27 protein-coding genes are annotated in these 21187 nt (G+C 64.1%); 12 read left to right on the top strand and 15 right to left on the bottom strand.

Features of this window, described 5'->3' with window-relative positions:
* Positions 1–97 precede the first annotated feature (97 nt).
* On the top strand, positions 98–532 hold the full coding sequence (locus RBH77_RS03895; RefSeq protein ID WP_311032418.1) for a metallopeptidase family protein: 435 nt from the start codon (positions 98–100) through the stop codon (positions 530–532).
* Between the two features lie 18 nt (positions 533–550).
* Here the strand turns inward: RBH77_RS03895 and RBH77_RS03890 are convergent, their stop codons facing one another.
* Together RBH77_RS03890 and RBH77_RS03885 are read right to left on the bottom strand one after the other, a co-directional pair.
* Complete coding sequence (locus tag RBH77_RS03890; RefSeq protein WP_311030841.1) at positions 551–757, bottom strand: DUF1737 domain-containing protein; 207 nt, start codon at positions 755–757, stop codon at positions 551–553.
* Positions 754–1641 carry an HpcH/HpaI aldolase/citrate lyase family protein gene (locus RBH77_RS03885; RefSeq protein WP_311030840.1) on the bottom strand — a complete coding sequence of 296 codons (888 nt, stop codon included), beginning with the start codon at positions 1639–1641 and terminating at the stop codon, positions 754–756. The genes RBH77_RS03890 and RBH77_RS03885 overlap by 4 nt, the downstream gene beginning before the upstream one ends.
* Positions 1642–1739: 98 nt before the next feature.
* Between RBH77_RS03885 and RBH77_RS03880 the strand changes: the two genes are divergently transcribed.
* Entirely contained in the window at positions 1740–2909 is a 1170-nt protein-coding gene (locus RBH77_RS03880; protein WP_311032417.1) for an NAD(P)/FAD-dependent oxidoreductase, read from the top strand.
* Positions 2910–2936: 27 nt separating this feature from the next.
* Here RBH77_RS03880 and RBH77_RS03875 read toward each other — a convergent pair whose 3' ends face one another.
* Positions 2937–3179, bottom strand: coding sequence for a TFIIB-type zinc ribbon-containing protein (locus RBH77_RS03875; protein WP_311030839.1), 243 nt, complete (start codon positions 3177–3179; stop codon positions 2937–2939).
* Positions 3180–4455: 1276 nt separating this feature from the next.
* Here RBH77_RS03875 and RBH77_RS03870 point away from each other — a divergent pair.
* The 3 genes from RBH77_RS03870 to RBH77_RS03860 all read left to right on the top strand — a co-directional run bounded on the left by RBH77_RS03870 (position 4456) and on the right by RBH77_RS03860 (position 6812).
* Positions 4456–5712 carry a low temperature requirement protein A gene (locus RBH77_RS03870; protein WP_311030838.1) on the top strand — a complete coding sequence of 419 codons (1257 nt, stop codon included), beginning with the start codon at positions 4456–4458 and terminating at the stop codon, positions 5710–5712.
* An 84-nt stretch (positions 5713–5796) separates the two neighbouring features.
* Positions 5797–6402 (top strand): 3-isopropylmalate dehydratase small subunit, encoded by a 606-nt coding sequence (gene leuD / locus RBH77_RS03865; protein WP_311030837.1) that lies wholly within the window; start codon positions 5797–5799, stop codon positions 6400–6402.
* Positions 6403–6422: 20 nt separating this feature from the next.
* Positions 6423–6812, top strand: a complete 390-nt coding sequence (locus RBH77_RS03860; RefSeq protein ID WP_311030836.1) for a RidA family protein — start codon at positions 6423–6425, stop codon at positions 6810–6812.
* Between the two features lie 28 nt (positions 6813–6840).
* Here the strand turns inward: RBH77_RS03860 and vapC are convergent, their stop codons facing one another.
* Positions 6841–7230: a type II toxin-antitoxin system VapC family toxin gene (gene vapC, locus RBH77_RS03855; protein WP_311030835.1), complete on the bottom strand. Its 390-nt coding sequence runs from the start codon at positions 7228–7230 to the stop codon at positions 6841–6843.
* Complete coding sequence (locus RBH77_RS03850; protein WP_311030834.1) at positions 7227–7595, bottom strand: type II toxin-antitoxin system VapB family antitoxin; 369 nt, start codon at positions 7593–7595, stop codon at positions 7227–7229. The genes vapC and RBH77_RS03850 overlap by 4 nt, the downstream gene beginning before the upstream one ends.
* Before the next feature lie 15 nt (positions 7596–7610).
* Here RBH77_RS03850 and leuB point away from each other — a divergent pair, with 15 nt between their 5' ends.
* The gene (gene leuB, locus RBH77_RS03845) at positions 7611–8723 is read left to right on the top strand and encodes a 3-isopropylmalate dehydrogenase (protein ID WP_311030833.1); all 1113 of its coding nucleotides are present in this window, start codon (positions 7611–7613) and stop codon (positions 8721–8723) included.
* Positions 8724–8758: 35 nt separating this feature from the next.
* On the opposite strand, the gene RBH77_RS03840 is transcribed toward leuB, so the two are convergent.
* From RBH77_RS03840 to RBH77_RS03820, 5 genes are all read right to left on the bottom strand, one after another.
* Positions 8759–9394, bottom strand: a complete 636-nt coding sequence (locus RBH77_RS03840) for a DUF805 domain-containing protein (protein ID WP_311030832.1) — start codon at positions 9392–9394, stop codon at positions 8759–8761.
* A gap of 230 nt (positions 9395–9624) precedes the next feature.
* A complete protein-coding gene (locus RBH77_RS03835) occupies positions 9625–9819 on the bottom strand; it encodes a hypothetical protein (RefSeq protein WP_311030831.1) in 195 nt (64 codons plus the stop codon).
* A 94-nt stretch (positions 9820–9913) separates the two neighbouring features.
* Positions 9914–11065 (bottom strand): acyltransferase family protein, encoded by a 1152-nt coding sequence (locus RBH77_RS03830; protein WP_311030830.1) that lies wholly within the window; start codon positions 11063–11065, stop codon positions 9914–9916.
* 68 nt (positions 11066–11133) lie between these two features.
* Positions 11134–11424, bottom strand: a complete 291-nt coding sequence (locus tag RBH77_RS03825) for a DUF982 domain-containing protein (protein WP_311030829.1) — start codon at positions 11422–11424, stop codon at positions 11134–11136.
* 196 nt (positions 11425–11620) lie between these two features.
* On the bottom strand, positions 11621–11764 hold the full coding sequence (locus tag RBH77_RS03820) for a hypothetical protein (RefSeq protein ID WP_311030828.1): 144 nt from the start codon (positions 11762–11764) through the stop codon (positions 11621–11623).
* Positions 11765–11839: 75 nt separating this feature from the next.
* On the opposite strand from RBH77_RS03820, the gene RBH77_RS03815 reads away from it, so the two are divergent.
* The 4 genes from RBH77_RS03815 to RBH77_RS03800 all read left to right on the top strand — a co-directional run bounded on the left by RBH77_RS03815 (position 11840) and on the right by RBH77_RS03800 (position 15568).
* Positions 11840–12658 carry a chromate resistance protein ChrB domain-containing protein gene (locus RBH77_RS03815; protein ID WP_311030827.1) on the top strand — a complete coding sequence of 273 codons (819 nt, stop codon included), beginning with the start codon at positions 11840–11842 and terminating at the stop codon, positions 12656–12658.
* Between the two features lie 2 nt (positions 12659–12660).
* On the top strand, positions 12661–14073 hold the full coding sequence (chrA, locus tag RBH77_RS03810; RefSeq protein WP_311030826.1) for a chromate efflux transporter: 1413 nt from the start codon (positions 12661–12663) through the stop codon (positions 14071–14073).
* Positions 14074–14289: 216 nt separating this feature from the next.
* Positions 14290–14421 carry a hypothetical protein gene (locus RBH77_RS03805; protein WP_311030825.1) on the top strand — a complete coding sequence of 44 codons (132 nt, stop codon included), beginning with the start codon at positions 14290–14292 and terminating at the stop codon, positions 14419–14421.
* A 112-nt stretch (positions 14422–14533) separates the two neighbouring features.
* Positions 14534–15568 carry an aspartate-semialdehyde dehydrogenase gene (locus tag RBH77_RS03800; RefSeq protein ID WP_311030824.1) on the top strand — a complete coding sequence of 345 codons (1035 nt, stop codon included), beginning with the start codon at positions 14534–14536 and terminating at the stop codon, positions 15566–15568.
* A 254-nt stretch (positions 15569–15822) separates the two neighbouring features.
* Here the strand turns inward: RBH77_RS03800 and RBH77_RS03795 are convergent, their stop codons facing one another.
* The 5 genes from RBH77_RS03795 to tsaD are packed head-to-tail and all read right to left on the bottom strand — an operon-like array spanning position 15823 to position 19348.
* Positions 15823–16476, bottom strand: coding sequence for a class I SAM-dependent methyltransferase (locus RBH77_RS03795; protein ID WP_311030823.1), 654 nt, complete (start codon positions 16474–16476; stop codon positions 15823–15825).
* Positions 16477–16482: 6 nt separating this feature from the next.
* Positions 16483–16908 (bottom strand): EVE domain-containing protein, encoded by a 426-nt coding sequence (locus tag RBH77_RS03790; RefSeq protein WP_311030822.1) that lies wholly within the window; start codon positions 16906–16908, stop codon positions 16483–16485.
* Between the two features lie 11 nt (positions 16909–16919).
* Positions 16920–17216, bottom strand: coding sequence for a YciI-like protein (locus RBH77_RS03785; protein WP_311030821.1), 297 nt, complete (start codon positions 17214–17216; stop codon positions 16920–16922).
* 46 nt (positions 17217–17262) lie between these two features.
* Positions 17263–18249 carry an NAD(P)H-dependent glycerol-3-phosphate dehydrogenase gene (locus tag RBH77_RS03780; protein ID WP_311030820.1) on the bottom strand — a complete coding sequence of 329 codons (987 nt, stop codon included), beginning with the start codon at positions 18247–18249 and terminating at the stop codon, positions 17263–17265.
* A 13-nt stretch (positions 18250–18262) separates the two neighbouring features.
* A complete protein-coding gene (gene tsaD / locus RBH77_RS03775; protein WP_311032415.1) occupies positions 18263–19348 on the bottom strand; it encodes a tRNA (adenosine(37)-N6)-threonylcarbamoyltransferase complex transferase subunit TsaD in 1086 nt (361 codons plus the stop codon).
* 87 nt (positions 19349–19435) lie between these two features.
* Here tsaD and hemC point away from each other — a divergent pair, with 87 nt between their 5' ends.
* Together hemC and RBH77_RS03765 are read left to right on the top strand one after the other, a co-directional pair.
* Entirely contained in the window at positions 19436–20365 is a 930-nt protein-coding gene (gene hemC, locus RBH77_RS03770) for a hydroxymethylbilane synthase (RefSeq protein ID WP_311030819.1), read from the top strand.
* A gap of 18 nt (positions 20366–20383) precedes the next feature.
* A complete protein-coding gene (locus RBH77_RS03765; protein ID WP_311030818.1) occupies positions 20384–21082 on the top strand; it encodes a uroporphyrinogen-III synthase in 699 nt (232 codons plus the stop codon).
* The last annotated feature ends 105 nt before the right edge of the window (positions 21083–21187 follow it).

Raw genomic sequence — 21187 nt, 5'->3', positions numbered from 1 at the left:
GTTGGCGCCGCCGCCGTTCGGCCCTATCGTAACCTTGTTCCAAGGCGCGGCGTCCTTGCCTCTCGAAAGCCACGATGCGAACCGCTATATGGCGCGGATGGCAAGAATATACCAAACCCGCGCCTGGCAGGACCAGCTCTCGCCGTCCATCGACGAGATGGAACTCCTGGCACTCGAAGCATATGCCCATCTGCCGGAGGGATTCCGCCAGCTTACGGGCGAGATCGTCATCCAGGTCTCGGAATTCCCGACCGACGAGATCATGGACGATCTCGCGCTGGAGACGCCTTTCGACCTGCTCGGCCTGTTCGAGGGACGCGGGATCGCCGAACGCTGGAACCCGCACACCGGCGAGGGGCCGAACCGCATCACGCTCTACCGCCGCGCCGTCCTCGACTATTGGGCGGAGAACGAGGAGACGCTGGGCGATATCGTCACCCATGTCCTCATCCACGAGATCGGCCACCATTTCGGCCTCTCCGACGACGACATGGAGCGGATCGAGGAAGACGTCGAGCGCATCGCGCCCTGACGTCGTCCGCAACGCCTCTCAATAATCGGACAGCTTGACCGAAGGCTCGTATTCCTTGCCCTCGACGTCCTTCACGACGGCCTGGCCGCATTTCATGACCTTGCCCTCCGTATCGTAGGCGTAGGTCGGCGAGCCGTAGAGGTGCCAGCCCTTGTTGAGGGCCGCCGTCACCTTGTGGCAGAAGCTGGCATCGTCGGACCCGGTCAGAAAACGGTAAAGCTTCATCTTCCTCGCTCCTTCGTGGCGGCCGCCCTGGCAAGCACGCGGCTTGCCTGTTCCAGATGCAGCCTCTCGACCATCCGGCCGTTGACGGAAATCGCTCCCCTGCCCGCATTCTCCGGCTTGGCGAAGGCATCCGCAATCTCCTCCGCTCCCGCTATCTCCGCCTCGGAGGGCGAAAAGACGGCATTGGCCTGACCGATCTGCGCCGGGTGGATCAGCGTCTTGCCGTCGAAGCCCATGGCGCGCGCCTCGCCGCATTCGCGCGCGAAGGCCTCCGCGTCGCGGAAATCGTTGCTCACTCCGTCGAGTACATCGAGCCCGCCGGCGCGCGCGGCAAGCACCATCTGCATCAGCCACGGCATGAGGTAACGCCGGTCCGCCGTCGCCAGCACCCCGGTTTCCTTGACGAGATCGTTGGTGCCGGCAACGAAACATGCAAGCCGCGCGGAGGGATCGCGGCCGAGTTCGGCGATGGCGCCGAGATTGAGCATCGCCTTCGGCGTCTCCACCATGGCCCAAAGCTCCAGCGAGGACGCCGCGTCCATCTCGTCGAGCGCGTCGTTGGCGTCGAGCACGTCGCGCGGCGTATCGACCTTCGGCAGCAGGATCGCGTCGGGCCTACATGCGCGTGCTGCGAGCAAATCCTCAGCCCCCCATTCGCCGGAAAGCGCGTTGATGCGGATCACCGTCATCTTCCCGCCGCCCTCGCCCCGGTTAAAAAAGCCGCGCATGCGCTCGCGCGCCTCATCCTTTCTTTCCGGGGCGACGGAATCCTCCAGATCGACGACCGCCACGTCGCAATCGAGCGAAGGCAGCTTAGCGAGCGCCTTTTCGTTCGTGGCGGGCACATAGAGCACCGAGCGGCGGAGGCGGGAAGTCGATGGCATATGCGCTTCATGGACGCTGGCGCAAAGCCTGGCAAGCCCCGCTCTTGCGGGCGAGCGGCGAAGCTGATTGTCTCGCGCCGAACGAGACGGGCGAGGACATGGCGTATACGGATATTGCGATCATCGGCGGGGCGATCGTCGGCAGTTCGATCACCTATTTCCTGCGCGAGGAGGGTTTTGCCGGGCGCATCGCGCTGATCGAGCGCGACCCGCAATTCGCGCATTCCGCGACGACGCTTTCCTGCGCCTCGATCCGCCAGCAATTCTCCATTGCCGAAAACATCCGCCTGTCGCGCTTCACGCTGGGCCTTTTCCGTGACCTCGAGGCGCGCTTCGGGGCGGGTGCCGATATCGGCTTCCACGAAAAGGGCTACCTTATTCTCGCCAGCCCTGCCGGCGAAGCGGTCCTGCGCGAGAACCACCGCGTACAGGCGGCCGAAGGCGCCGATATCGTGCTGGAGGACGCGGCCGCGCTTAAGCGACGCTTCCCCTGGCTCGCGGCGGAAGGCATCGCCGCCGGCGCCTATGGCCTGAGCGGCGAAGGCTGGTTCGACGCGCATGCGCTGCTCTCGCTCTTCCGCAAGGCGCTGAGGGACCGCGCCATCGATTTCGTCCAGGACAGCGTCGTCGGCATCCGCACGGCCGGAGGCAAGGCTGTCGGCGTGACACTCGCCGGCGGTGTGACGCTTGACGCCGGCATCGTCATCAATGCCGCCGGCCCGCAAGCGGGCGGGATCGCCGCGCTTGCGGGCCTTGCGCTGCCGGTCGAGCCGCGCAAGCGCTCGGTCTTCGTCTTCGAGGCGCGCGACCGGTTCGACGACATGCCGCTGCTCGTCGATCCGTCCGGCATCTATGTCCGCCCGGAAGGGTCGGTCTACATCACCGGCGGTGCCGAGCCGTATGAGACCGATTCCGCCGCCGATCCGGCCGACTTCGAACCGGAATGGCATTATTTCGAGGAAGTGATCTGGCCGGTGCTGGCCGCCCGCGTCCCCGCCTTCGAGGCGATCAAGGCGACGCGTGCCTGGGCCGGCCATTACGACTACAACACGCTCGACCAGAACGCCGTCATCGGCCCGCATCCGGAGATGCCGAACTTCCTCTTCTGCAACGGCTTTTCCGGTCACGGCTTGCAGCAGGCGCCGGCCGCCGGCCGGGCGATCGCCGAACTCGTGGTCCATGGCGCCTACCGCACCATCGACTGCTCCGCCTTCGGCTATGAGCGCATTGCCGAAGGGCGGCCTTTCCGCGAACTCAACGTGATCTGATCGCGTTGACCCGGCCGGTTGCCGCATTCAGAAGTCAAAAATCTCGCCCAGGATCGATTTTTTCTTCTTGTAAGGGCGCCGCTCGTCCCTGTCCCGATAACGGTCGCCGTCGTCCTGATGAGTGCGAGGCGCACGCTGTTCGGAGCGCTCAATGATCTTGTCGAGTTCGCCGCGATCCAGCCATACGCCGCGGCATTTCGGGCAATAATCGATCTCGATGCCCTGGCGTTCGGCGATCACCAGTTCGACGTCGTCAATCGGACATTTCATCGTTTTTCTCCTTGGTGGCCGCATCGAGATAGGAAGGGTACCATGGGGTTCAACCGCGAACCCCGCAGAAAGTAGCCCGACCCCGCAAGGTGGAACGTTCGGCCGCAGTTTCCTTCGCTCGGTGATTTCTTCTCGCTCACGCCCGAACCGCCGCTTGCGCGGCCGGGCTCCGCGGGGACGCGGCACATGCTGCGACGCCCGGTCAGGCGTTTGGGGGTGCCCCTCGTTTGAGGTTCATTGTTTGTGGGTATCCTTTCCTGTCCACCGCCCCTTCGCACCCCCCTCTGTCCTGCCGGACATCTCCCCCTCAAGGGGGGAGATCGGCTGGCATCGCGGTCTCCGCCAATCTCCAAAACTACAGAAAGGGGTGCGGCGGCGCGGCCGGCGTAATCTCCCCCTTTGAGGGGGAGATGTCCGGCAGGACAGAGGGGGGTGTGAAGGAGCAGAGGATTATCCGCATTTGCCTTCCAAATATGCTTCATCCTCACCACGCCCCGTTTCCGGTCTGGCCATTGTTCACTCGGGAAAGACGGGCGGCCGCAGGCTCGCTCATCTAGTAAATTACGTGCGTCCTTTCGGCCGCCCGTCCGGCGATTTCTGTTCCCACCTGTTCCGCTGCTCCCGAAGCGCTCTTCTGCCTCGGGTCTGTGTACCTTCTACCGGCACGCAGGGGTCATAGTGCCCCCAGGGGAACCTCCAGACGGGACCTCCCCGGCCATGATGCCACGTCGGCATCGCGGCGGAGGCGCCGGCTCCTCCCCACGCAATCACCGTCATGACCGGTGTTCCCGATGGGAGGAGCTGACGGGGATTATGGAGGAAGGGAAAAGGGCGTGGAGAGAAAGGGCGCAAAAAATTGCGAGAAGCGCGGAGATCAGCCGCTTCCGGAGGCGGGCAGGCGTAAATCTATCCACGTTTGGCGGTCGGCCCCTCCCGCCGTCATTCCCGACCTCGTGAGCGACTGAAAGGAGCGGAGAGTGTCGGGAATGACGGCGTGTCATTGGCCCTTCCGACAATCGCCGAAGACGGGAAGCCGCCACGTTTCCACACTTCTACGGAATAGGTCCAGGACAACCGGCACGGTGCCTTGCGCCGCCCCGATTTACGGGATGACGGTTCGTGGTGGTTGTCGCTGCGCGGGTTCAGGCCATTCTTTGAGCCGCCTATAAACCGCAGCGACGGGTGAAGCAGGCCGGATCGGCAGCATTCACCGCTCGTCTTGACGCCAAACATCCTTCCTTTCTATCGTCGGTGACGCCACAGACGAAGGCCATGCATGACGATCACGCCGCCTGGCTCCGAAATCCTCCACCATCATGCCCGGCAGATGGGCGGGCGCGATCCGCATGAGGCGCACCGTGTCGCAACGCCGCTCGAGCTGCTCTTCGACCTCACCTTCGTGATGGCCTTCGGTCAGGCCGCCTCGCAGTTCGCCCATGCGCTGTCGGAAGGCCACTACATGGCGGCGCTTCTCGGCTTCGGCTTCGCCTCCTTCGCCATCTGCTGGGCCTGGATCAACTTCTCCTGGTTTTCTTCCGCCTTCGATACGGATGACTGGATATACCGGCTCGTCACCATGGTGCAGATGATCGGCGTGCTGGTGCTCGCCGTCGGCTTGCCGCGCCTGTTCGCGTCGATCGAGCATGGCGCGCATCTGGACAATTCGGTCATGGTGCTGGGCTATGTCATCATGCGCGTCGCCCTTCTGTCGCAATGGCTGCGCGCCGCCCGACAGGACCCTGCCCGGCGCAAAGCCTGCCTCACCTATGTGATCGCCGTATCGATCGCGCAGATCGGCTGGATCGCGCAGATCCTCGTCGATTTCTCGCTACCCGTTTCCTTCGCCCTCGGCGTTGTCCTCCTCCTCATCGAACTGGCGGGGCCGATGATCGCGGAACGCACGGAGGGCGGCACGCCCTGGCACCCTCACCATATCGCCGAGCGCTACAGCCTGTTCGCCATCATCGCGCTCGGCGAAGGGGTGGTCGGCACGGTCGCGACGCTGTCGGCCGCAGTCGAGGAAGAGGGCTGGAGCATGGACGCCGCACTGGTCGCGATCGCCGGCATGGGCCTCACCTTCGGCATGTGGTGGGTCTATTACATGCTGCCCTCGGGACGGGTGCTCCATGCGCACCGCGAACGGTCCTTCGTCTGGGGCTACGGCCAGATGGTGACCATCGCCTCGATCGTCGCCACCGGCGCCGGCCTGCACGTCGCCGCCTATTTCATCGAGCACAAGGCCCATATCGGCCCGCTTGCCACCGTGCTTTGCCTCGCCGTACCCGTCGGCGTGTTTCTCGGTTCGATCTATGCGCTCTATTATTATCTGGTCCGCCGCTTCGACCCGTTCCACATCTGGCTGCTGATCGCGACGATCGCGGTCGTGGCGCTCGCCGTCATCGCGGCACTTTCCGGCGTCGGGATGGCCGTCTGCCTCGTGATTCTCATGCTCGCGCCGGCCGTCACCGTTATCGGCTACGAGATACACGGGCATCGCCATCAGGCGGAAGCGCTGGCGGAAGACGGTTCATAGCGCGCACCGGCTTCGGCCTCAAAAGCCTTTTCCCCGCCTTCCGTTTCCTGTAAAGCACGGCTTGAATTTACAGGAATCCGGACCATGGAAAAATTCACGAAGATCACAGGCGTCGCGGCCCCCATGCCAATCGTCAATGTCGATACCGACATGATCATCCCCAAGGATTATCTGAAGACGATCAAGCGCACCGGGCTCGGCAAGGGCCTGTTCGCGGAGATGCGCTATCTCGACGACGGCGCGGAGAACCCGGATTTCGTGCTCAACAAGCCGGCCTATCGCAAGGCGCAGATCCTGGTCGCAGGCGATAATTTCGGCTGCGGTTCGAGCCGCGAGCACGCGCCCTGGGCGCTGCTCGATTTCGGCATCCATTGTGTGATCTCGACCAGCTTCGCCGACATTTTCTACAACAACTGCTTCAAGAACGGCATCCTGCCGGTCGTAGTCAGCCCGGAAGACCTGGAAAAGCTCATGGACGACGCCTCGCGCGGCGCCAACGCGACGCTGACCGTCGATCTCGAGGCAATGGAGATCCGTGGGCCGGACGGCGGCGTGGTCAAGTTCGACCTCGACGAATTCCGCCGGCACTGCCTCTTGAACGGGCTCGACGATATCGGCCTGACGCTGCAGAAATCGAAATCCATCGACAATTTCGAGAAGAGCTACGCCGAAAGCCGGCCCTGGGCCTGAGTTTAGGGCCTGATCTCGACATGGACGAACGTAGGCTGATCTCCACCGGTTCGCCCTTCGAGAAGGCGGCGGGCTATTCGCGCGCTGTCGTCCAGGGCGACTGGTGCTTCGTCGCCGGCACCACCGGCTACGATTACGCCACGATGACGATGCCCGACGATGTCGGGGAACAGGCGCAGAACTGCCTCGCGACGATCGGAAAGGCGCTCGCCGACGCCGGCTTCGCTATGGCGGATGTCGTGCGCGTGCATTACCTCGTGACCGATGCGGCCTTTGCCGACGCGGTCTTCGCAGTGACCGGCAAAATCTTCGGCAAGATACGGCCCGCCGCGACGATGACGATTTGCGGGCTCATCCGCCCCGAGATGAAGATCGAGATCGAGGTTACGGCGCTGAGAAGGGGCGTATGAGCGCCGGCCACAAGCCGTGCCGCGACTTTCAGGCGAGCCGCAGTCCCAGATATTCGGCCATCGGTAGGAAGTCGCGGTCGTCCTGAAGGAGTTCGTGGCCATACTCGATGCAGTATGTTGCGATGATCGTGTCGGCGAAGCCCCGTGTCGTAATGCCGTACGATCGCAATTTGCGATAATTCGATGCCGCTGCAATCGCGAGATCGACATCCATCATTGTCACCAAGGGAAGTCGCCGGAGATCGGCTTCGAGCCGGACAGCATGGCGCTCGTCGCGAGCGCCGCGCAGGATTTCGAGCAGTATGATATCGCCGAGCAGAATCCTCCCTCTTGCTGTTTCCAGTCGAAGCCGGACCGTGCTTGGCCGCAGCACGCCGCGCAGGGCGAATATCCAGACCGAGCTATCGACGACGATCACGGTTTGCCCGGCTTGTCCTGCAGACCCCAGTCGACGTCCGGCGTCCAGTCATTTCGCATCTCCTGAAGATCGCCCTCCCATCCCATTCCCCAAAGGTCATCCAGTGCGGCCACCTGATCGGAAATCTCGATGACTTTGCGCAAAGCCGCCTCCACAGCGGCCTTCTTCGTTTTCTGTCCTGTCGCCTTCATGGCCTGCTTCATGAGCCGGTCGTCGATGTCTATATTGGTGCGCATGGCAATATCCGATGTGTATGACTTGCCATGAATATACACATTGAGGCCCGCTGGCTCAAGCAAAGCCCGCAGCTCGGGCTTGCACGCGAAGCGGCCAGCGTTTAGCAAAGCCGCGATCCAGCTACTCAATTCAGGAAACGTCCCATGGCATCGCGCAAACTCTTCCTCCTCCCCGGCGACGGCATCGGCCCCGAGGCCATGGCCGAGGTGAAGAAGCTGATCGCGGCCATGAACGATCGTCTTGGCAGTGGCTTCACGACCGACGAGGGCCTTGTCGGTGGATGCGCCTATGACGCCCACGGCAAGGCGATCTCCGACGCCGACATGGAAAAGGCGATGCAAGCGGACGCCGTGCTGTTCGGCGCGGTTGGTGGGCCGAAATGGGACCCGGTGCCCTATGAGGTGCGCCCCGAGGCCGGGCTGCTGCGCCTGCGCAAGGACATGCAGCTTTTCGCCAATCTCCGCCCAGCCATCTGCTACCCCGCACTTGCCGCCTCCTCCTCGCTGAAGCCGGAAGTCGTCGAAGGGCTCGACATCCTGATCGTGCGCGAGCTGACTGGTGGCGTCTATTTCGGCGAGCCGAAGGAGATCATCGACCTCGGTAACGGCCAGAAGCGCGGCATCGACACGCAGGTCTACGATACATTCGAGATCGAGCGCATCTCGGGCGTCGCCTTCGAACTGGCGCGGACGCGAAAGAACCACGTCACCTCCATGGAAAAGCGCAACGTCATGAAGTCGGGCGTCCTGTGGAACGAGGTGGTGACGGCGACCCACAAGGCACGCTATTCGGACGTGAAGCTCGACCATATGCTGGCGGATGCCGGCGGCATGCAACTTGTCCGCTGGCCTAAGCAGTTCGACGTCATCGTCACCGACAACCTCTTCGGCGACATGCTTTCCGACGTCGCCGCCATGCTGACCGGCTCACTCGGCATGCTGCCTTCCGCTTCACTCGGCGCCCCCGACGCGAAGACCGGCAGCCGCAAGGCGCTTTACGAGCCGGTCCACGGCTCGGCGCCCGACATCGCCGGCAAGGGCATCGCCAATCCGATCGCCATGATCGCTTCCTTCGCCATGTGCCTGCGCTACTCTTTCGGCATGACGGCGGAAGCCGATCGGCTGGAGGCGGCAATCGCGGCGGTCCTCGACGACGGCCTGAGGACCGCCGACATCCATTCGGACGGCATGAAGAAGGTTGGCACGACCGAGATGGGCAATGCCATCACGGCAAAATTCCTGGCGCTTTCGAAGTAGCCGGAGCTGCGGCCGGAACGGACCGGCCGCTCTCGTCAGGAAACGGTATTCTCGGGCACCGGTCCCCATCTGTTGTCGCGCTTCTGGCTCGGGATGAGCGAGAAGGCGAGCAGGACGAGGCTGCCGAGCGACGGGATGAGCACGAGAAGCGAGTACCAGCCCGAAAGCCCGATATCATGCTGGCGGCGTACGGCGAGGCCAAGCCCCGGCAGAAGCGTCGCGAGCACGAAGACCACCGACAGCGTCACCGTCACCGCCGGCGCCTGCACGGCCGCGCGGAAATCGGTGAGGCCGCCGTCGAAGACGAGCCCGACGCCCATGACGAACGCCAGCGCGAGCAGCCAGAACAGCGCATAGCTCCAATATTCCGCGCGGTGCGCCCTACCCCGGAAATTGGCGTAGTTGCGCGTCAGCCCGTCGCGGAAATGGTGCCACAAGCCGGGCTTGCGCGAGCCTGTGGATTTCACCGTGCTGGCGGCACGCGCGTCGCCGCGGGCACGGGCGATGTTGCGGGCACGGCCGCGTTCCGCCCGAAATTCGACCCGCATGGCCTTTCCCAGGGGAACCCGCTCATACAGATCGCCGCGCGCGAAGGCATAGCGGCTGCCGTCGTCGCCATTGATGACACCCACGCCCTGGGTGCCGTCGAAATGAAGGATATCACCGCGCATATCGCGTTTCCCCCGATCTTTCCGTGCGCGTCCGCCTCTACCGGACGTTCCGCGCCGCGCCGAATCATCGGCAAATCACCTACCCTGACCGGAGTTTGTGCGGGGGCTCCCCCATGTCAAGAAGGCCGTTTTTCACGTTTCCTGTAACATGGCGGTCAACACGGCCATATTCCTGCTTTCGTCGAGAGGTGGTGCAGGAATTCAACAATATTGCCAATCGCAATCCACCCCTACGTCATATAGGCGAGGGCAAATACAACCACGACGGCGATGACAAGGCCGGCAATGAAGACAGCACGGCGCAGCGGCGTGTTGAGGACGATCCTGCCCTGACGCACCTTGCGCCCGGAAAATTCACGAGGGCTCGCATATTGACGGCGACCGAAATGCTCGGAGCGACCGGTATCGACGGGCCTGTACGGCATTGTTCTTCTCCTTCCCCAAGGAGAACCATGGGCGTCGCGAAACGTTCCCAGCCGGCGAAATCGACCTGCCGGTCAACTTTCGGCGCAAACGCGATCACGGCGCTGCGATCTCTTCGGCGCGCGTCTGTTTCGCTTTGGTGCGGCTTCCGATCGTGTATCTCAGGACGCTCTTTCCCAACCTCTGGCCAGGCAACTCCAGCGCATTATAGGTGACGAATGCGGTGAGATAGGTTGCAGGCACGACGATAGCGACGACAAGGCAGAACCGGGCAAAGTCTCCAATGCCGGCACCAAACCGATCGATCGCCCAGCCGGCGACGGGCTGCATGATCAGGAGATGGACAAGATAGACGCCAAAGGACAATTCGCCGAGCCAGTGGAAGAACTTGCCGCCGAGCAGGGAGGCGACAGGGCCGACCATCGCCAGTTTTCGCCCGTGGACCAGAAGAAAGAAGATCAGGACAAGCAGTTCACGCATGAAGAGGCGAACAAAGTCCTGATGACCGCCAATCGGGACCGCGGCAAGCAGGAACGCCAGACCCAACCGGGCCGCCAGCCAGGCGGCACCGAGGCGATGATCGGCCGCGATCAGCATCCCGCACAGAAAGATCTGGATCTTCAGCGGCAGGAAGGAAGGCATGGGGAATCCTATCCCCGACCACCTCATTACCCCGGCCACCATAATGCCGGCGGCGGCCACCAGAAGCACCATTGAGTACCAGCCCGCCTTGCGCGCAAGCAGGATGAGGAAGGGAAAGACGGCATAGAATTGCATCTCCAGGCCCAGACTCCAGTCGGGCAGGGGCGTCCGGTAGGCATAATGCGGAAACAGGCCGAAGGCGAAAGACAGATGCATGACGACGTTCTTGAGGCCTGAATCCAGATAGCGCGCCGGGTTCTGCGGAGTCCGGCCAAGAAAGGTGTCGATGAAGACGCGGTTCTCATAGATGAAGGGGCCGAGGATGAGGGCCGCGGCCAGCATCAGGTAGAAGAGCGGAGCTATACGGAAGAACCGCCTGGTCCAGAAAGCGACCCAGGTGTGAGGCGCCGCCCAATCCTCTGTTTCGCGGCGCAACTGGTACTGGAAAACCATCAGAAAGCCCGACAACAGGATGAACAGATCGACGCCGAGATCGGGATGGCCGACGATAGGCAGGGAAAAGCCGGTCAGGATCATCGCGTGGCCGAACAGTACCCAAAGCGCGGCAATGCCGCGCAGACCGTCTAGACATTCCACTCGCCGCACTGTGTCGTCCTCGTGCCGAGATCAAGCTGGACCCGATATCCGACCGAAATAGCGATCGGTGAGGACGGTCAGCGGACCAACCATTCCTCGGCAAGGGAGGAGGCGGCCCGGCCATACCCCATATCGGCAACGATGCCTCTGTTTCTTGCAAACCGTTGAAACGCCTTGCGCGCATCGTGACCTGTTCTGGCTCCGCTAAGGGCTTTGCGGCAGACTTCCATAGCCCCCCTCTGATCCAGGTCGGGAATGCCCTTCCATTCGAGCAGAAAATGGTACGCGTCGAGAACACTCTCGATCTCATGGGGAAATCCGAGACCCGTGAATATCGCGACAGGTCGGTCGAATTTGGGATTTGCCATTTCATTTTCCTCTGTTGCTGGCTCCTTCCAACATTGGAAATTGGCGCGATCAGGGTCGAGCTCCGTCACAAATAACGAAGGCGCGTGAGGGTTCGTGAGATGCTCGGGGTGAGGGGCGACGGAACGAGGTCTGGAGTTTCCGCGCTCACGGCGGTGTTTTTCGACAGCAACTCGTCAGGCTGCTGGAGGCGCGGCCTCACATCGTAACGGCCGTCACGAGGAGCACTCCGATCGTGGCTGGTGTCGTCTTGTGCTTGTCGCGCGGAAAGCATTCGTCTTGTCGTAACGCCCGGAAGAAGGCATTGACAGCGGCCCCGATCGGCGCGATGGAATCGCGCATGGGGATTGCGATCTCCCCACGAGGCTACGGCTCAAGAATCGCGTCCAGGAACCCGGCAAACGGAAAGGACGCGCCATGCCATCCCCCACTACGATTTCACCAGACAAGCTTGCCCGCCTGATCGGCACGCCGAACTGCCCGGCGCTGATCGACGTCCGCACCGACGAGGACTTCGCCTCGGACCCGCGGTTGATACCAAGCTCCGTCCGCCGCCCGCATACCCACGTACAGGAATGGGGCGGATCGATCCCGACCCCCACCGCCGTCGCAATCTGCCAAAGCGGAAAGAAACTCAGCGAAGGCGTCGCCGCATGGCTTCGCCAGATGGGAACGCCTGCGGAAGCCCTTGAAGGGGGGCATGACGCGTGGATCGCGTCGGGTCTGCCTAGCGTCCCTGTCACGAAAATCCCGGCTCCGGACGCGACCGGAAGAACGGTCTGGGTGACACGATCCCGCCCCAAGATCGACCGGATCGCCTGCCCGTGGCTGATCCGGCGCTTTGTCGACCCGCATGCCGCATTCCTGTTCGTCACGCCCCAGGAAGTGCAGGCGGTCGGGGAACGGTTTGCCGCGACCCCCTTCGATATCGAAAACGCGTTCTGGAGCCATCGCGGCGAACTCTGCACCTTCGACGTGATGGTGGAGGAATTCGGTCTGGCGACTGAACCGCTGCTCAGGCTTGCGACCATCGTCCGGGCGGCCGACACCGCGCGGCTCGATCTCGCGCCGGAGGCCGCAGGGCTTCTGGCCGCCTCGCTCGGGTTGTCCCGCATGTATTCCGACGACCTGGCGCAACTGGAAGCGGGCATGCTGCTCTACGATGCGTTCTACCGTTGGTGCCGGGACGCGACGGACGAGACGCACAACTGGCCGACCAACAAGCCGGGAGCGTGACCATGGCCACGCTCCTCCAAAAGGAGACGACACCGGAAACGGCTGCCGCCCCTGATCATGGCGTGCCCTTCCGTGAGGCGGTCGCGGTATGGGCCAAGGTGGCTGCTCTGAGCTTCGGCGGTCCCGCCGGGCAGATCGCGGTCATGCATCGCATTCTGGTCGAGGAAAAGCGCTGGATCGGCGAGAACCGATTCCTGCATGCCCTCAACTACTGCATGCTGCTGCCGGGGCCGGAAGCCCAGCAACTCGCGGTCTATGTTGGCTGGCTGCTCCACAAGACCAAGGGCGGCCTTGTTGCCGGGACATTGTTTGTGCTGCCGGGGTTCGTCTCGATCCTGGCGCTCAGCTACATCTATGCCGCGTTCGGTGATGTCACCGTCATCGAAGGCCTGTTTTTCGGCCTGAAGGCTGCGGTCCTGGCGATCGTCCTCCATGCGGTCGTACGCATCGGCAAGCGTGCTCTGAAGAACTACGCGATGATCGCCATCGCCGTCGCGGCCTTCGTCGCCATTTTCTTTTTCCATGTGCCGTTTCCGCTCATCATCCTCACGGCCGGCGTGATCGGCTTTGTCGGAGGTCGCGCGGAGTCGCCGCTGTTCCGGATAGGCGGCGGGCACGGAACGGCATCCGCCGCTGCCTTCGCGGACAAGGATTCCGCACTCGGAGAGGAGACCCCTGAGCACGCGCGGCCGAACAAACGGTGGTCTTTGTGGATATCGGCTGTGCTGCTCGCCTTGTGGCTTGGCCCCGTAGCGCTGCTCGTCATCGCCCTCGGACCAAACCACGTATTCAGCCAGATCGCGGTTTTCTTCAGCGAGATGGCCATGGTGACATTCGGCGGAGCCTACGCAGTCCTGTCCTATGTCGCACAGCAGGCCGTTCAACACTATGGATGGCTACGGCCGGGGGAGATGTTGGACGGCCTCGGCATGGCGGAGACGACACCCGGTCCCCTCATAATGGTCGTGCAGTTCGTGGGCTTCATGGCCGCCTATCGCAGCCCTGGCGCACTGGACCCGATGGTTGCCGCGACCCTTGGGGCCGTTCTCACTACGTGGGTGACGTTCGTGCCGTGCTTCCTCTGGATATTCCTCGGCGCACCGTTCATCGAAACCCTGCGGACCAACGTGGCGTTGACCGGCGCGATGTCGGCCATAACCGCCGCCGTCGTGGGCGTCATCATGAACCTGGCGATCTGGTTCGCCCTCCACGTCCTGTTTCGACAGGCGGCAATCTGGGAGGGCTACGGCATGAGGATCGACGTGCCTGTGGGGAGCGCGATCAACCTGCCGTCCCTCGGCCTGACGCTGGCCGCACTTTTCGCGATTTTCAGGCTGCAACTGCCGATGCTCGTCGTGCTGTTGGCGGCAGCGCTCACAGGCATTGCCGTAATTTTGCTCGGTGGCACCGGGTGAACGTCCGCAGTTTTCGTCGCGGAGCCGAAAGCCGCCTGTCTGCCCCCAGATCACGCCGACGGTTTGACGCGACAGAAACGGCGGCTTTCGGGAAACCGTCCGTGACCCTGGAACGACAGAGATGCGGGCGAAAGCCGAAATTCGGCCCGTGGTCCGCCTCAGCGAATTGACTATTTTGGCAAGGCGCGTAAAAGCACGCGCGATACGGAGTTTCCCATGCGCGGCCATATATCGGCTATCCAGACGCTTGCAGGTTCCGGCCTCACCGCCGGTCCTGACGGCGTGCGCATGCCCTCCGTCCTCTTCATGGCCAAAACGACGTCGAAAACGACCGCCAAAACGGTCTGACTTCCCCGGCCTGCTCGCCCTCTCTCCCCGGGCCCGGCCCTGGGGATAAGCCAAGACCCGCATCGGCCGGCGGGTTCGACAAACGAGCGGAGAGGAACAGGAGAATACCATCATGGGTTTCAAGATTGCGGTTGTGGGCGCCACCGGCAATGTGGGCCGCGAAATGCTCAATATCCTCGAGGAGCGCGGCTTTCCGGCGGACGAGGTCGTGGCGCTCGCCTCGCGCCGCTCGCAGGGCACGGAAGTGTCCTATGGCGACAGGACGCTGAAGGTCCGCGCGCTCGACAATTACGATTTCTCCGACACGGATATCTGCATCATGTCGGCGGGCGGCGCGGTGTCCAAGGACTGGGCGCCGAAGATCGGCCGCCAGGGCTGTATCGTCATCGATAATTCGTCGGCCTGGCGCTACGACCAGGATGTTCCGCTCGTCGTGCCGGAGGTCAACCCGGACGCGGTCGCGGGCTTTACCCGCAAGAACATCATCGCCAACCCGAACTGCTCGACGGCGCAGCTTGTCGTGGCGCTGAAGCCGCTGCACGACGCGGCGAGGATCAAGCGCGTGGTGGTGGCGACCTACCAGTCGGTCTCCGGCGCCGGCAAGGAAGGCATGGACGAACTCTTCGAGCAGACCCGCGCAGTGTTCGTCGCCGATCCGGTGACGGCGAAGAAGTTCACCAAGCGCATCGCCTTCAACGTCATTCCCCATATCGACGTCTTCATGGAGGACGGCTCGACCAAGGAAGAATGGAAGATGGTCGCCGAGACCAAGAAGATCCTCGACCCGAAGATCAAGCTGACGGCCACCTGCGTGCGCGTGCCCGTCTTCATCGGCCATTCCGAGGCGGTGAACCTCGAATTCGAGAAGCCGATCACCGCCGACGAGGCGCGCGAGATCCTGCGCGACGCGCCCGGCTGCCTCGTCGTCGACAAGCATGAGGACGGCGGCTACATCTCGCCGCTCGAATCGGCCGGCGAGGATGCCACCTATATCAGCCGCATCCGCGAGGACCCGACGGTCGAGAACGGGCTGAATCTCTGGGTCGTCTCGGACAATCTCAGGAAGGGCGCGGCGCTGAACACGGTGCAAATCGCCGAATTGCTGCTGGAACGTGGGCTCATTCAGCCGAAGAAGAAGGTGGCGTAGGTTTTCCTACCACCTCTTCATTTGCCTGGCAGGCATTGCGCAAGCACTTCGACCCCCACTCCGATCAGCTTCGCTGACCACCTCTCCCCCGATCGACGGGGGAGAGGAAACGCCGGCTGCAACGCCCGGCACCCTTCCTCTACCCCACGAAGGTGGGGGAGAGGTGGCGCGCGAAGCGCGACGGAGTGGGGGCAAAGAGCCTCGCAACCTCACGCTGTGTCCATATGCAACCCCCGGCCTGACGAGGAAACTCCTCACACAAACCGCCACACTGTCGTCCGCTTCACTTCCGAATCCTCAAGCGCCCGGCTGACCGGCACCTCATAGACCGCGAGCGCCTCGAGCCGGTCCTTCGGCAGGTAGGACCGGCCAGGATCGCCGACCAGCACTTCCGCGCCGCGCAGGCGAAGGGCCGAAAACCACGGCACCAGCCGGCCAGCCAGCTCGCGGTCGTAGAAGACGTCGCCGGCAAGGACCATGTCCCAGCCATCGTCGGTTCCGATCAGGTCTTCTCCGGTGAATGCGAAATCGACGCCGTTGGCGGCGGCATTCAGCGTGCAGGCCACGCGGCTGAACGGATCGACATCGGCCGCGATCACCGCGCCGGCGCCCGCCCTGCATGCCGCGATCGCCACCAGCCCGGAGCCGGTCGCAAAATCGAGGATGCGCTTTCCCGCAACCAGCGCCGAGTGATCGAGAACATGCCGGGCGAGCCCCTGCCCGCCCGCCCAAGCGAACGCCCAGAAAGGCGGCGGCAGGCCGATCTCGGCAAGTTCCTCCTCGGTCTTCTTCCAGAGTTCGTGCGCCTCGTCGGCGAGATGGAGGTGGATTTCCGGCACATGCGGCGAAGCGGCAAGCGCGGTATTGGCACGGATAAAGGTTTCCGCGCTTTCGGGGTTGAGGACCAATGATCGTTACGGGGCCGGATCGACCCCGCCCATGCGGCAAACCTCTTTCCACTCCGCCGCCGAAACCGGCTGCACGGAAAGGCGCGAATTGTTGACCAGCACCATGTCGGCGAGCTTCGGGTTGGCCTTGATGTCGTTCAGCGTGACCGGCTTCGGCACGTCCCGGACCGCGCTTATATCGACGCATTCCCAGCGCGGGTCGTCGGTCGTCGTATCGTGATGGACGAGCGCGCAGACTTCGACGATGCCCACGACATCGAGCCCATGGTTGGAATGGTAGAAGAAGCCGAGATCGCCGATCTCCATGGCCCGCATATTGTTGCGCGCCTGGTAGTTGCGCACGCCGTCCCATTGCTGGCCGGCCTTGCCCTTCGCCTTCTGCTGTTCCCAGGACCAGGAATCCGGTTCGGATTTGAAAAGCCAGTATTTCATCGCTTTCCCTCTCAACCTGCCGCCGGATTGTTGACGACCCAGTTCCACGCCCTGATCTCGACATTCGCGAAGAGCCCGGCCCTGGCATAGGGATCGGAGGCCGCGATCGCTTCCGCCGCCTTGCGATCGTCCGCCTCGATAACCGCGAGGGTGCCGTTGGGCTTGCCATCGGCATCGATGAAGGGGCCGGCGAATTTCAGCGCGTCCTTCGAATTGAGGTCCTGCAGATAGGCGAGGTGAGCGGGGCGCGTCTCGGTGCGGACGGCGAGATGGTCCAGCTTGTCGGTGCAGATAAAGGCGAAAAGCATCGAAAAACTCCTGTCGAATGGGATTGAAGCTTCAAGGCCCGGCGCGTCAAGCGTCTTCGCTCTTCAGCGGCCGCGAAAGCAGCGATTCCACTGCTTCCGGCACGGTGATACGCCCGGCGAGGAGGGCGGCGACGGCCTGGACGATCGGCGCGTCGATGCCGCGCTTTCGCGCCAGCTCGGCGGCGATCTTCGCGGTTGCGACGCCCTCGGCGAGCGGCCGACCCTCGACGCTTTCGCCGCGGCCGAGCGCCAGCCCGTAGGCGAAATTGCGCGAACGGGCCGAGCCGCAAGAAAGGATCAGGTCGCCGAGGCCGGATAGGCCCATCAGTGTTTCCGGCCGCGCCCCGAAAGCAGCGCCGATGCGGCGCAGTTCGACGAAACCGCGCGTGACAAGTGCTGCCTGCGCGCTGGCGCCAAGTTCCGCGCCCGACGCCGCCCCGGCGGCGATGGCCATGACGTTCTTCAGCGCGCCACCGATCTCGACGCCGGTGAGGTCGCTGCTCGAATAGCAGCGCAGATGCGGCGCCGAGAGGAGCGCGGCGAGGCGAACTGCGAGTTCTTCGTCGCGGGCCGCTACCGTGACGGCCGTGGGCAGGCCGCGCGACACGTCGGCGGCAAAGCCCGGACCGGAAAGGGCGGCGACCGGATTTTCCGGCAGCACCTCGCCGACGATTTCGGAAAGAAGCCGGCCGGTCGACGCCTCGATGCCTTTGGCGCAGATGACTGCCGGCGCGCCTCCCGGCATATGCGGCGCGCTTTCGCCACAAGCCGCGCGCAGGGCCTGCGCTGGCGTGACGAGCAGAACGCACTGCGCGCCGGCAAGCGCGGCGGCAAGGTCGGCTGTCGCCTTCAAGGCTTCGTCAAGCCGGACGCCGGGCAGGTAGCGCGGATTCTCGTGCAGGCGGTTGACGGCATCGACGGTATGAGCGTCGCGTGCCCAAAGGAGGGGCTCGTGCCCGGCATTGAGCATGGTGAGCGCCAGCGCCGTGCCCCACGCGCCGCCGCCGAGTACCGCAATCTTCGCCCCGCTCATACCATGGCTCCACTCATGCCTTGGCCCCCCTGCGACCCCCACCGAGCGCCGGTGCCGCATCCTCGTCGAGCGGCCAGCGCGAGCGCGGCGCCATGTCGAAGGCGTTTTCATCCGCCTTCCCGGCACGCAGCCGCTCCAGCCCGGCCCAGGCGATCATCACGGCGTTATCCGTGCAGAGTTCGAGCGGCGGAGCGACGAAGCGGAAATCTCTTTGCCGGCAAAGTGTCGTCAGCATCGAGCGTATTTCGCCATTTGCCGCCACCCCCCCGGCAACGACGAGCGCTGGTTCGGCAATGCTTGGGAACTCCCGGTGGAACCGCTCCAGGCTGCGGCCGACCCGGTCGGCCAGCGTTTCGGAGACGGCGCGTTGGAAGGAGGCGCAGATATCGTCGACATCGGTGTCCCTCAGCGGCTCCAGAGTCTTGGCCGCCTGCCGTACGGCGGTCTTCAGACCGGAAAAGGAGAAGTCGAGCCTCGCCTCGCCCTTCAGCGGACGCGGGAGGTCGAAACGGCCGGCGTCGCCCCGCACGGCCGCCTTCTCCACGCTCGGGCCGCCCGGATAGGGCAGCCCGAGAAGCTTCGCCGTCTTGTCGAAGGCCTCGCCCAGCGCATCGTCGATGGTGGTCGCCCAGCGCTCGTAGCTTCCGACGCCGCGAACCAGCACGATCTGCGTATGCCCGCCGGAGACGAGCAGCAGGAGATAGGGGAAGCCGAGCCCATCGGTCAGACGGGCGGTGAGTGCGTGGCCTTCGAGATGGTTGACGGCGATCAGCCTCTTGCCGCTGGCGGCGGCGAGCGCCTTCGCCGTCATCACGCCGACGATCAGCCCGCCGATCAGGCCGGGGCCGGCCGTGACGGCGATGGCGTCGACGCCGGCAAGGCCGAGCTTCGCATCGGCAAGCGCGGCCGCAACGACGCCGTCCAGCGCTTCCACATGCGCGCGCGCGGCGATCTCCGGCACGACCCCGCCAAAGGCCTCGTGCTCGGCGATCTGGCTGAGCACCACCGAGGAGAGCACTTCGCTCCGATCGCCTTCCAGCGAGACGATCGCCGCGGCAGTCTCGTCGCAGCTTGTCTCGATACCCAATACCCGCGTCACCGTATCCCGGTCTCCGTCATTGCCCGGCCTGCCATTCCCCGGTAGGAAACGGGCACGAACTATCACGCCCGTCACCCGGTGGGAACCATGCCGATGGAAGTGCTGAAGATCGGAACACGCGGCAGCGCGCTGGCGCTGGCGCAGGCCAACGAGACGCGGGCGCGGCTGATGGCGGCGCACGGCCTGCCGGAGGACGCCTTCGCCATCATGCCGATCTCCACCAGCGGCGACCGCATCCAGGACCGGCCACTGGCGGAGGTGGGCGGCAAGGGGCTGTTCACGAAGGAACTCGAGGACGCGCTCTTCGACGGCCGCATCGACATCGCGGTGCATTCCTCCAAGGACATGCCGACCTTCCTGCCCGACGGGCTGGCGCTCATCGCCTTCCTCGAACGCGCCGACCCGCGCGACGCCTTCATCGGGCGGGCAGCGCCGACGCTGGAGGGCTTGGCCAAAGGCGCGGTGGTCGGCTCTTCCTCACTGAGGCGGCAGGCGCTGATAAGGCGGCTCAGGCCCGATATCGAGATCATCAATTTTCGCGGCAATGTCCCGACCAGGTTGGCGAAGCTCGACGGCGGACAGGTGGACGCCACGCTTCTCGCGGCCGCTGGCTTGTCACGGTCCGGGCTTGCCGGACGCATCACCGAAATGCTCGACCCGCAGAAATTCCCGCCGGCGCCCGGGCAGGGCGCGATCTGCATCGAGGCGAGGATCGACAACCGGCGCATCGCCGAAATGATCGCGCCGATCCACGACCGCCCGACCGGGCAGGCGCTGGCCTGCGAACGCGGCTTCCTCGCCGTGCTCGACGGTTCCTGCCGTACGCCGATCGCGGGCCTCGCGCGGATCGACGGCGAACGGCTCGACTTCCACGGCATGGTGCTGACGCCGGACGGGCGCGAGTGCCACGAGATTTCGCGCACGGGAAGCACGGCCGATGCCGAGACGATTGGCCGTGAAGCGGGTGCGGCGATCCGCGGCAAGGCCGGCGCGCGCTTCTTCGACAGTTGGGTATAGTAATTGGTGGGCGGCAGGGTGCTGATAACGCGCCCGGAACCGGGCGCGGCGCAGACCGCGAAAAGGCTGGAAGTTCTGGGTTTCGAGCCGGTCTGCCTGCCGCTCACTGAAATCCGTCCGCTGCCGGCCGAATTGCCCGATGGGCACGATTTCAGTGCCGTCGCCGTTTCGAGTGCCAATGCGATTCGCCATGCCAACCCTTCGCTGTTGCGGGCGCTTGCCGGCCTGCCGGTCTTCGCGGTCGGCCGGCGCACCGCCGAGGCCGGCACTGGAGCCGGACTCGCGACCGCCACAGTCGGACCGGGCGATGGCCAGGGGCTGGCGTCGCTGATGGCGGGCCGTCTCGTGCGCGGCACGAGCGTCGCCTACCTCTGTGGGCGCGTGCGGACACGCGGTTTCGAGGAGACGCTTCGTGCCGCAGGTATCGAAGTGATCTCCCTCGAGACCTACGATACGGTCGTGATCGACTATACGGATGCGCAATTGAGAACGGCGCTCAAGGGTAAAGCATTCGACGTCGTTTTGCTCTATTCGCGTGTAGCGGCCCAGGCCTTTTCCAGACTGACCGATCGGTCGGTCATGTCGTCATTGCTTGGCCGATCGATCCTGATCTGCATGTCGATACGGGTTGCGGAGCCGTTGCTGGCATATAGCGGGCAGGTTCGCATCGCCGCCGAGCCGGACGAAGAGGCCATGCTGGCGCGGCTTTCGGGATAGTTTGACCCTGCGACCATGGCACTGCCCTTTTCCGTCAGAGGAATTGTGCTAGATCATTCGAGCGGCTTGTATCCGCGCCACGATATTCATCGCCACGACTAGATA

It is taken from the genome of Mesorhizobium koreense, from assembly GCF_031656215.1.
Classification (GTDB): domain Bacteria; phylum Pseudomonadota; class Alphaproteobacteria; order Rhizobiales; family Rhizobiaceae; genus Mesorhizobium_L; species Mesorhizobium_L koreense.
This window is presented reverse-complemented; position numbering and strand designations above follow the sequence as displayed.

Coding starts and splice junctions, on each gene's coding strand:
- RBH77_RS03895 (WP_311032418.1), top strand. CDS start 98: ATGGCAAGAATATACCAAACCCGCGCCTGGCAGGACCAGCTCTCGCCG.
- RBH77_RS03890 (WP_311030841.1), bottom strand. CDS start 757: ATGAAGCTTTACCGTTTTCTGACCGGGTCCGACGATGCCAGCTTCTGC.
- RBH77_RS03885 (WP_311030840.1), bottom strand. CDS start 1,641: ATGCCATCGACTTCCCGCCTCCGCCGCTCGGTGCTCTATGTGCCCGCC.
- RBH77_RS03880 (WP_311032417.1), top strand. CDS start 1,740: ATGGCGTATACGGATATTGCGATCATCGGCGGGGCGATCGTCGGCAGT.
- RBH77_RS03875 (WP_311030839.1), bottom strand. CDS start 3,179: ATGAAATGTCCGATTGACGACGTCGAACTGGTGATCGCCGAACGCCAG.
- RBH77_RS03870 (WP_311030838.1), top strand. CDS start 4,456: ATGACGATCACGCCGCCTGGCTCCGAAATCCTCCACCATCATGCCCGG.
- leuD (WP_311030837.1), top strand. CDS start 5,797: ATGGAAAAATTCACGAAGATCACAGGCGTCGCGGCCCCCATGCCAATC.
- RBH77_RS03860 (WP_311030836.1), top strand. CDS start 6,423: ATGGACGAACGTAGGCTGATCTCCACCGGTTCGCCCTTCGAGAAGGCG.
- leuB (WP_311030833.1), top strand. CDS start 7,611: ATGGCATCGCGCAAACTCTTCCTCCTCCCCGGCGACGGCATCGGCCCC.
- RBH77_RS03840 (WP_311030832.1), bottom strand. CDS start 9,394: ATGCGCGGTGATATCCTTCATTTCGACGGCACCCAGGGCGTGGGTGTC.
- RBH77_RS03835 (WP_311030831.1), bottom strand. CDS start 9,819: ATGCCGTACAGGCCCGTCGATACCGGTCGCTCCGAGCATTTCGGTCGC.
- RBH77_RS03825 (WP_311030829.1), bottom strand. CDS start 11,424: ATGGCAAATCCCAAATTCGACCGACCTGTCGCGATATTCACGGGTCTC.
- RBH77_RS03820 (WP_311030828.1), bottom strand. CDS start 11,764: ATGCGCGATTCCATCGCGCCGATCGGGGCCGCTGTCAATGCCTTCTTC.
- RBH77_RS03815 (WP_311030827.1), top strand. CDS start 11,840: ATGCCATCCCCCACTACGATTTCACCAGACAAGCTTGCCCGCCTGATC.
- chrA (WP_311030826.1), top strand. CDS start 12,661: ATGGCCACGCTCCTCCAAAAGGAGACGACACCGGAAACGGCTGCCGCC.
- RBH77_RS03805 (WP_311030825.1), top strand. CDS start 14,290: ATGCGCGGCCATATATCGGCTATCCAGACGCTTGCAGGTTCCGGCCTC.
- RBH77_RS03800 (WP_311030824.1), top strand. CDS start 14,534: ATGGGTTTCAAGATTGCGGTTGTGGGCGCCACCGGCAATGTGGGCCGC.
- RBH77_RS03790 (WP_311030822.1), bottom strand. CDS start 16,908: ATGAAATACTGGCTTTTCAAATCCGAACCGGATTCCTGGTCCTGGGAA.
- RBH77_RS03785 (WP_311030821.1), bottom strand. CDS start 17,216: ATGCTTTTCGCCTTTATCTGCACCGACAAGCTGGACCATCTCGCCGTC.
- RBH77_RS03780 (WP_311030820.1), bottom strand. CDS start 18,249: ATGAGCGGGGCGAAGATTGCGGTACTCGGCGGCGGCGCGTGGGGCACG.
- hemC (WP_311030819.1), top strand. CDS start 19,436: ATGCCGATGGAAGTGCTGAAGATCGGAACACGCGGCAGCGCGCTGGCG.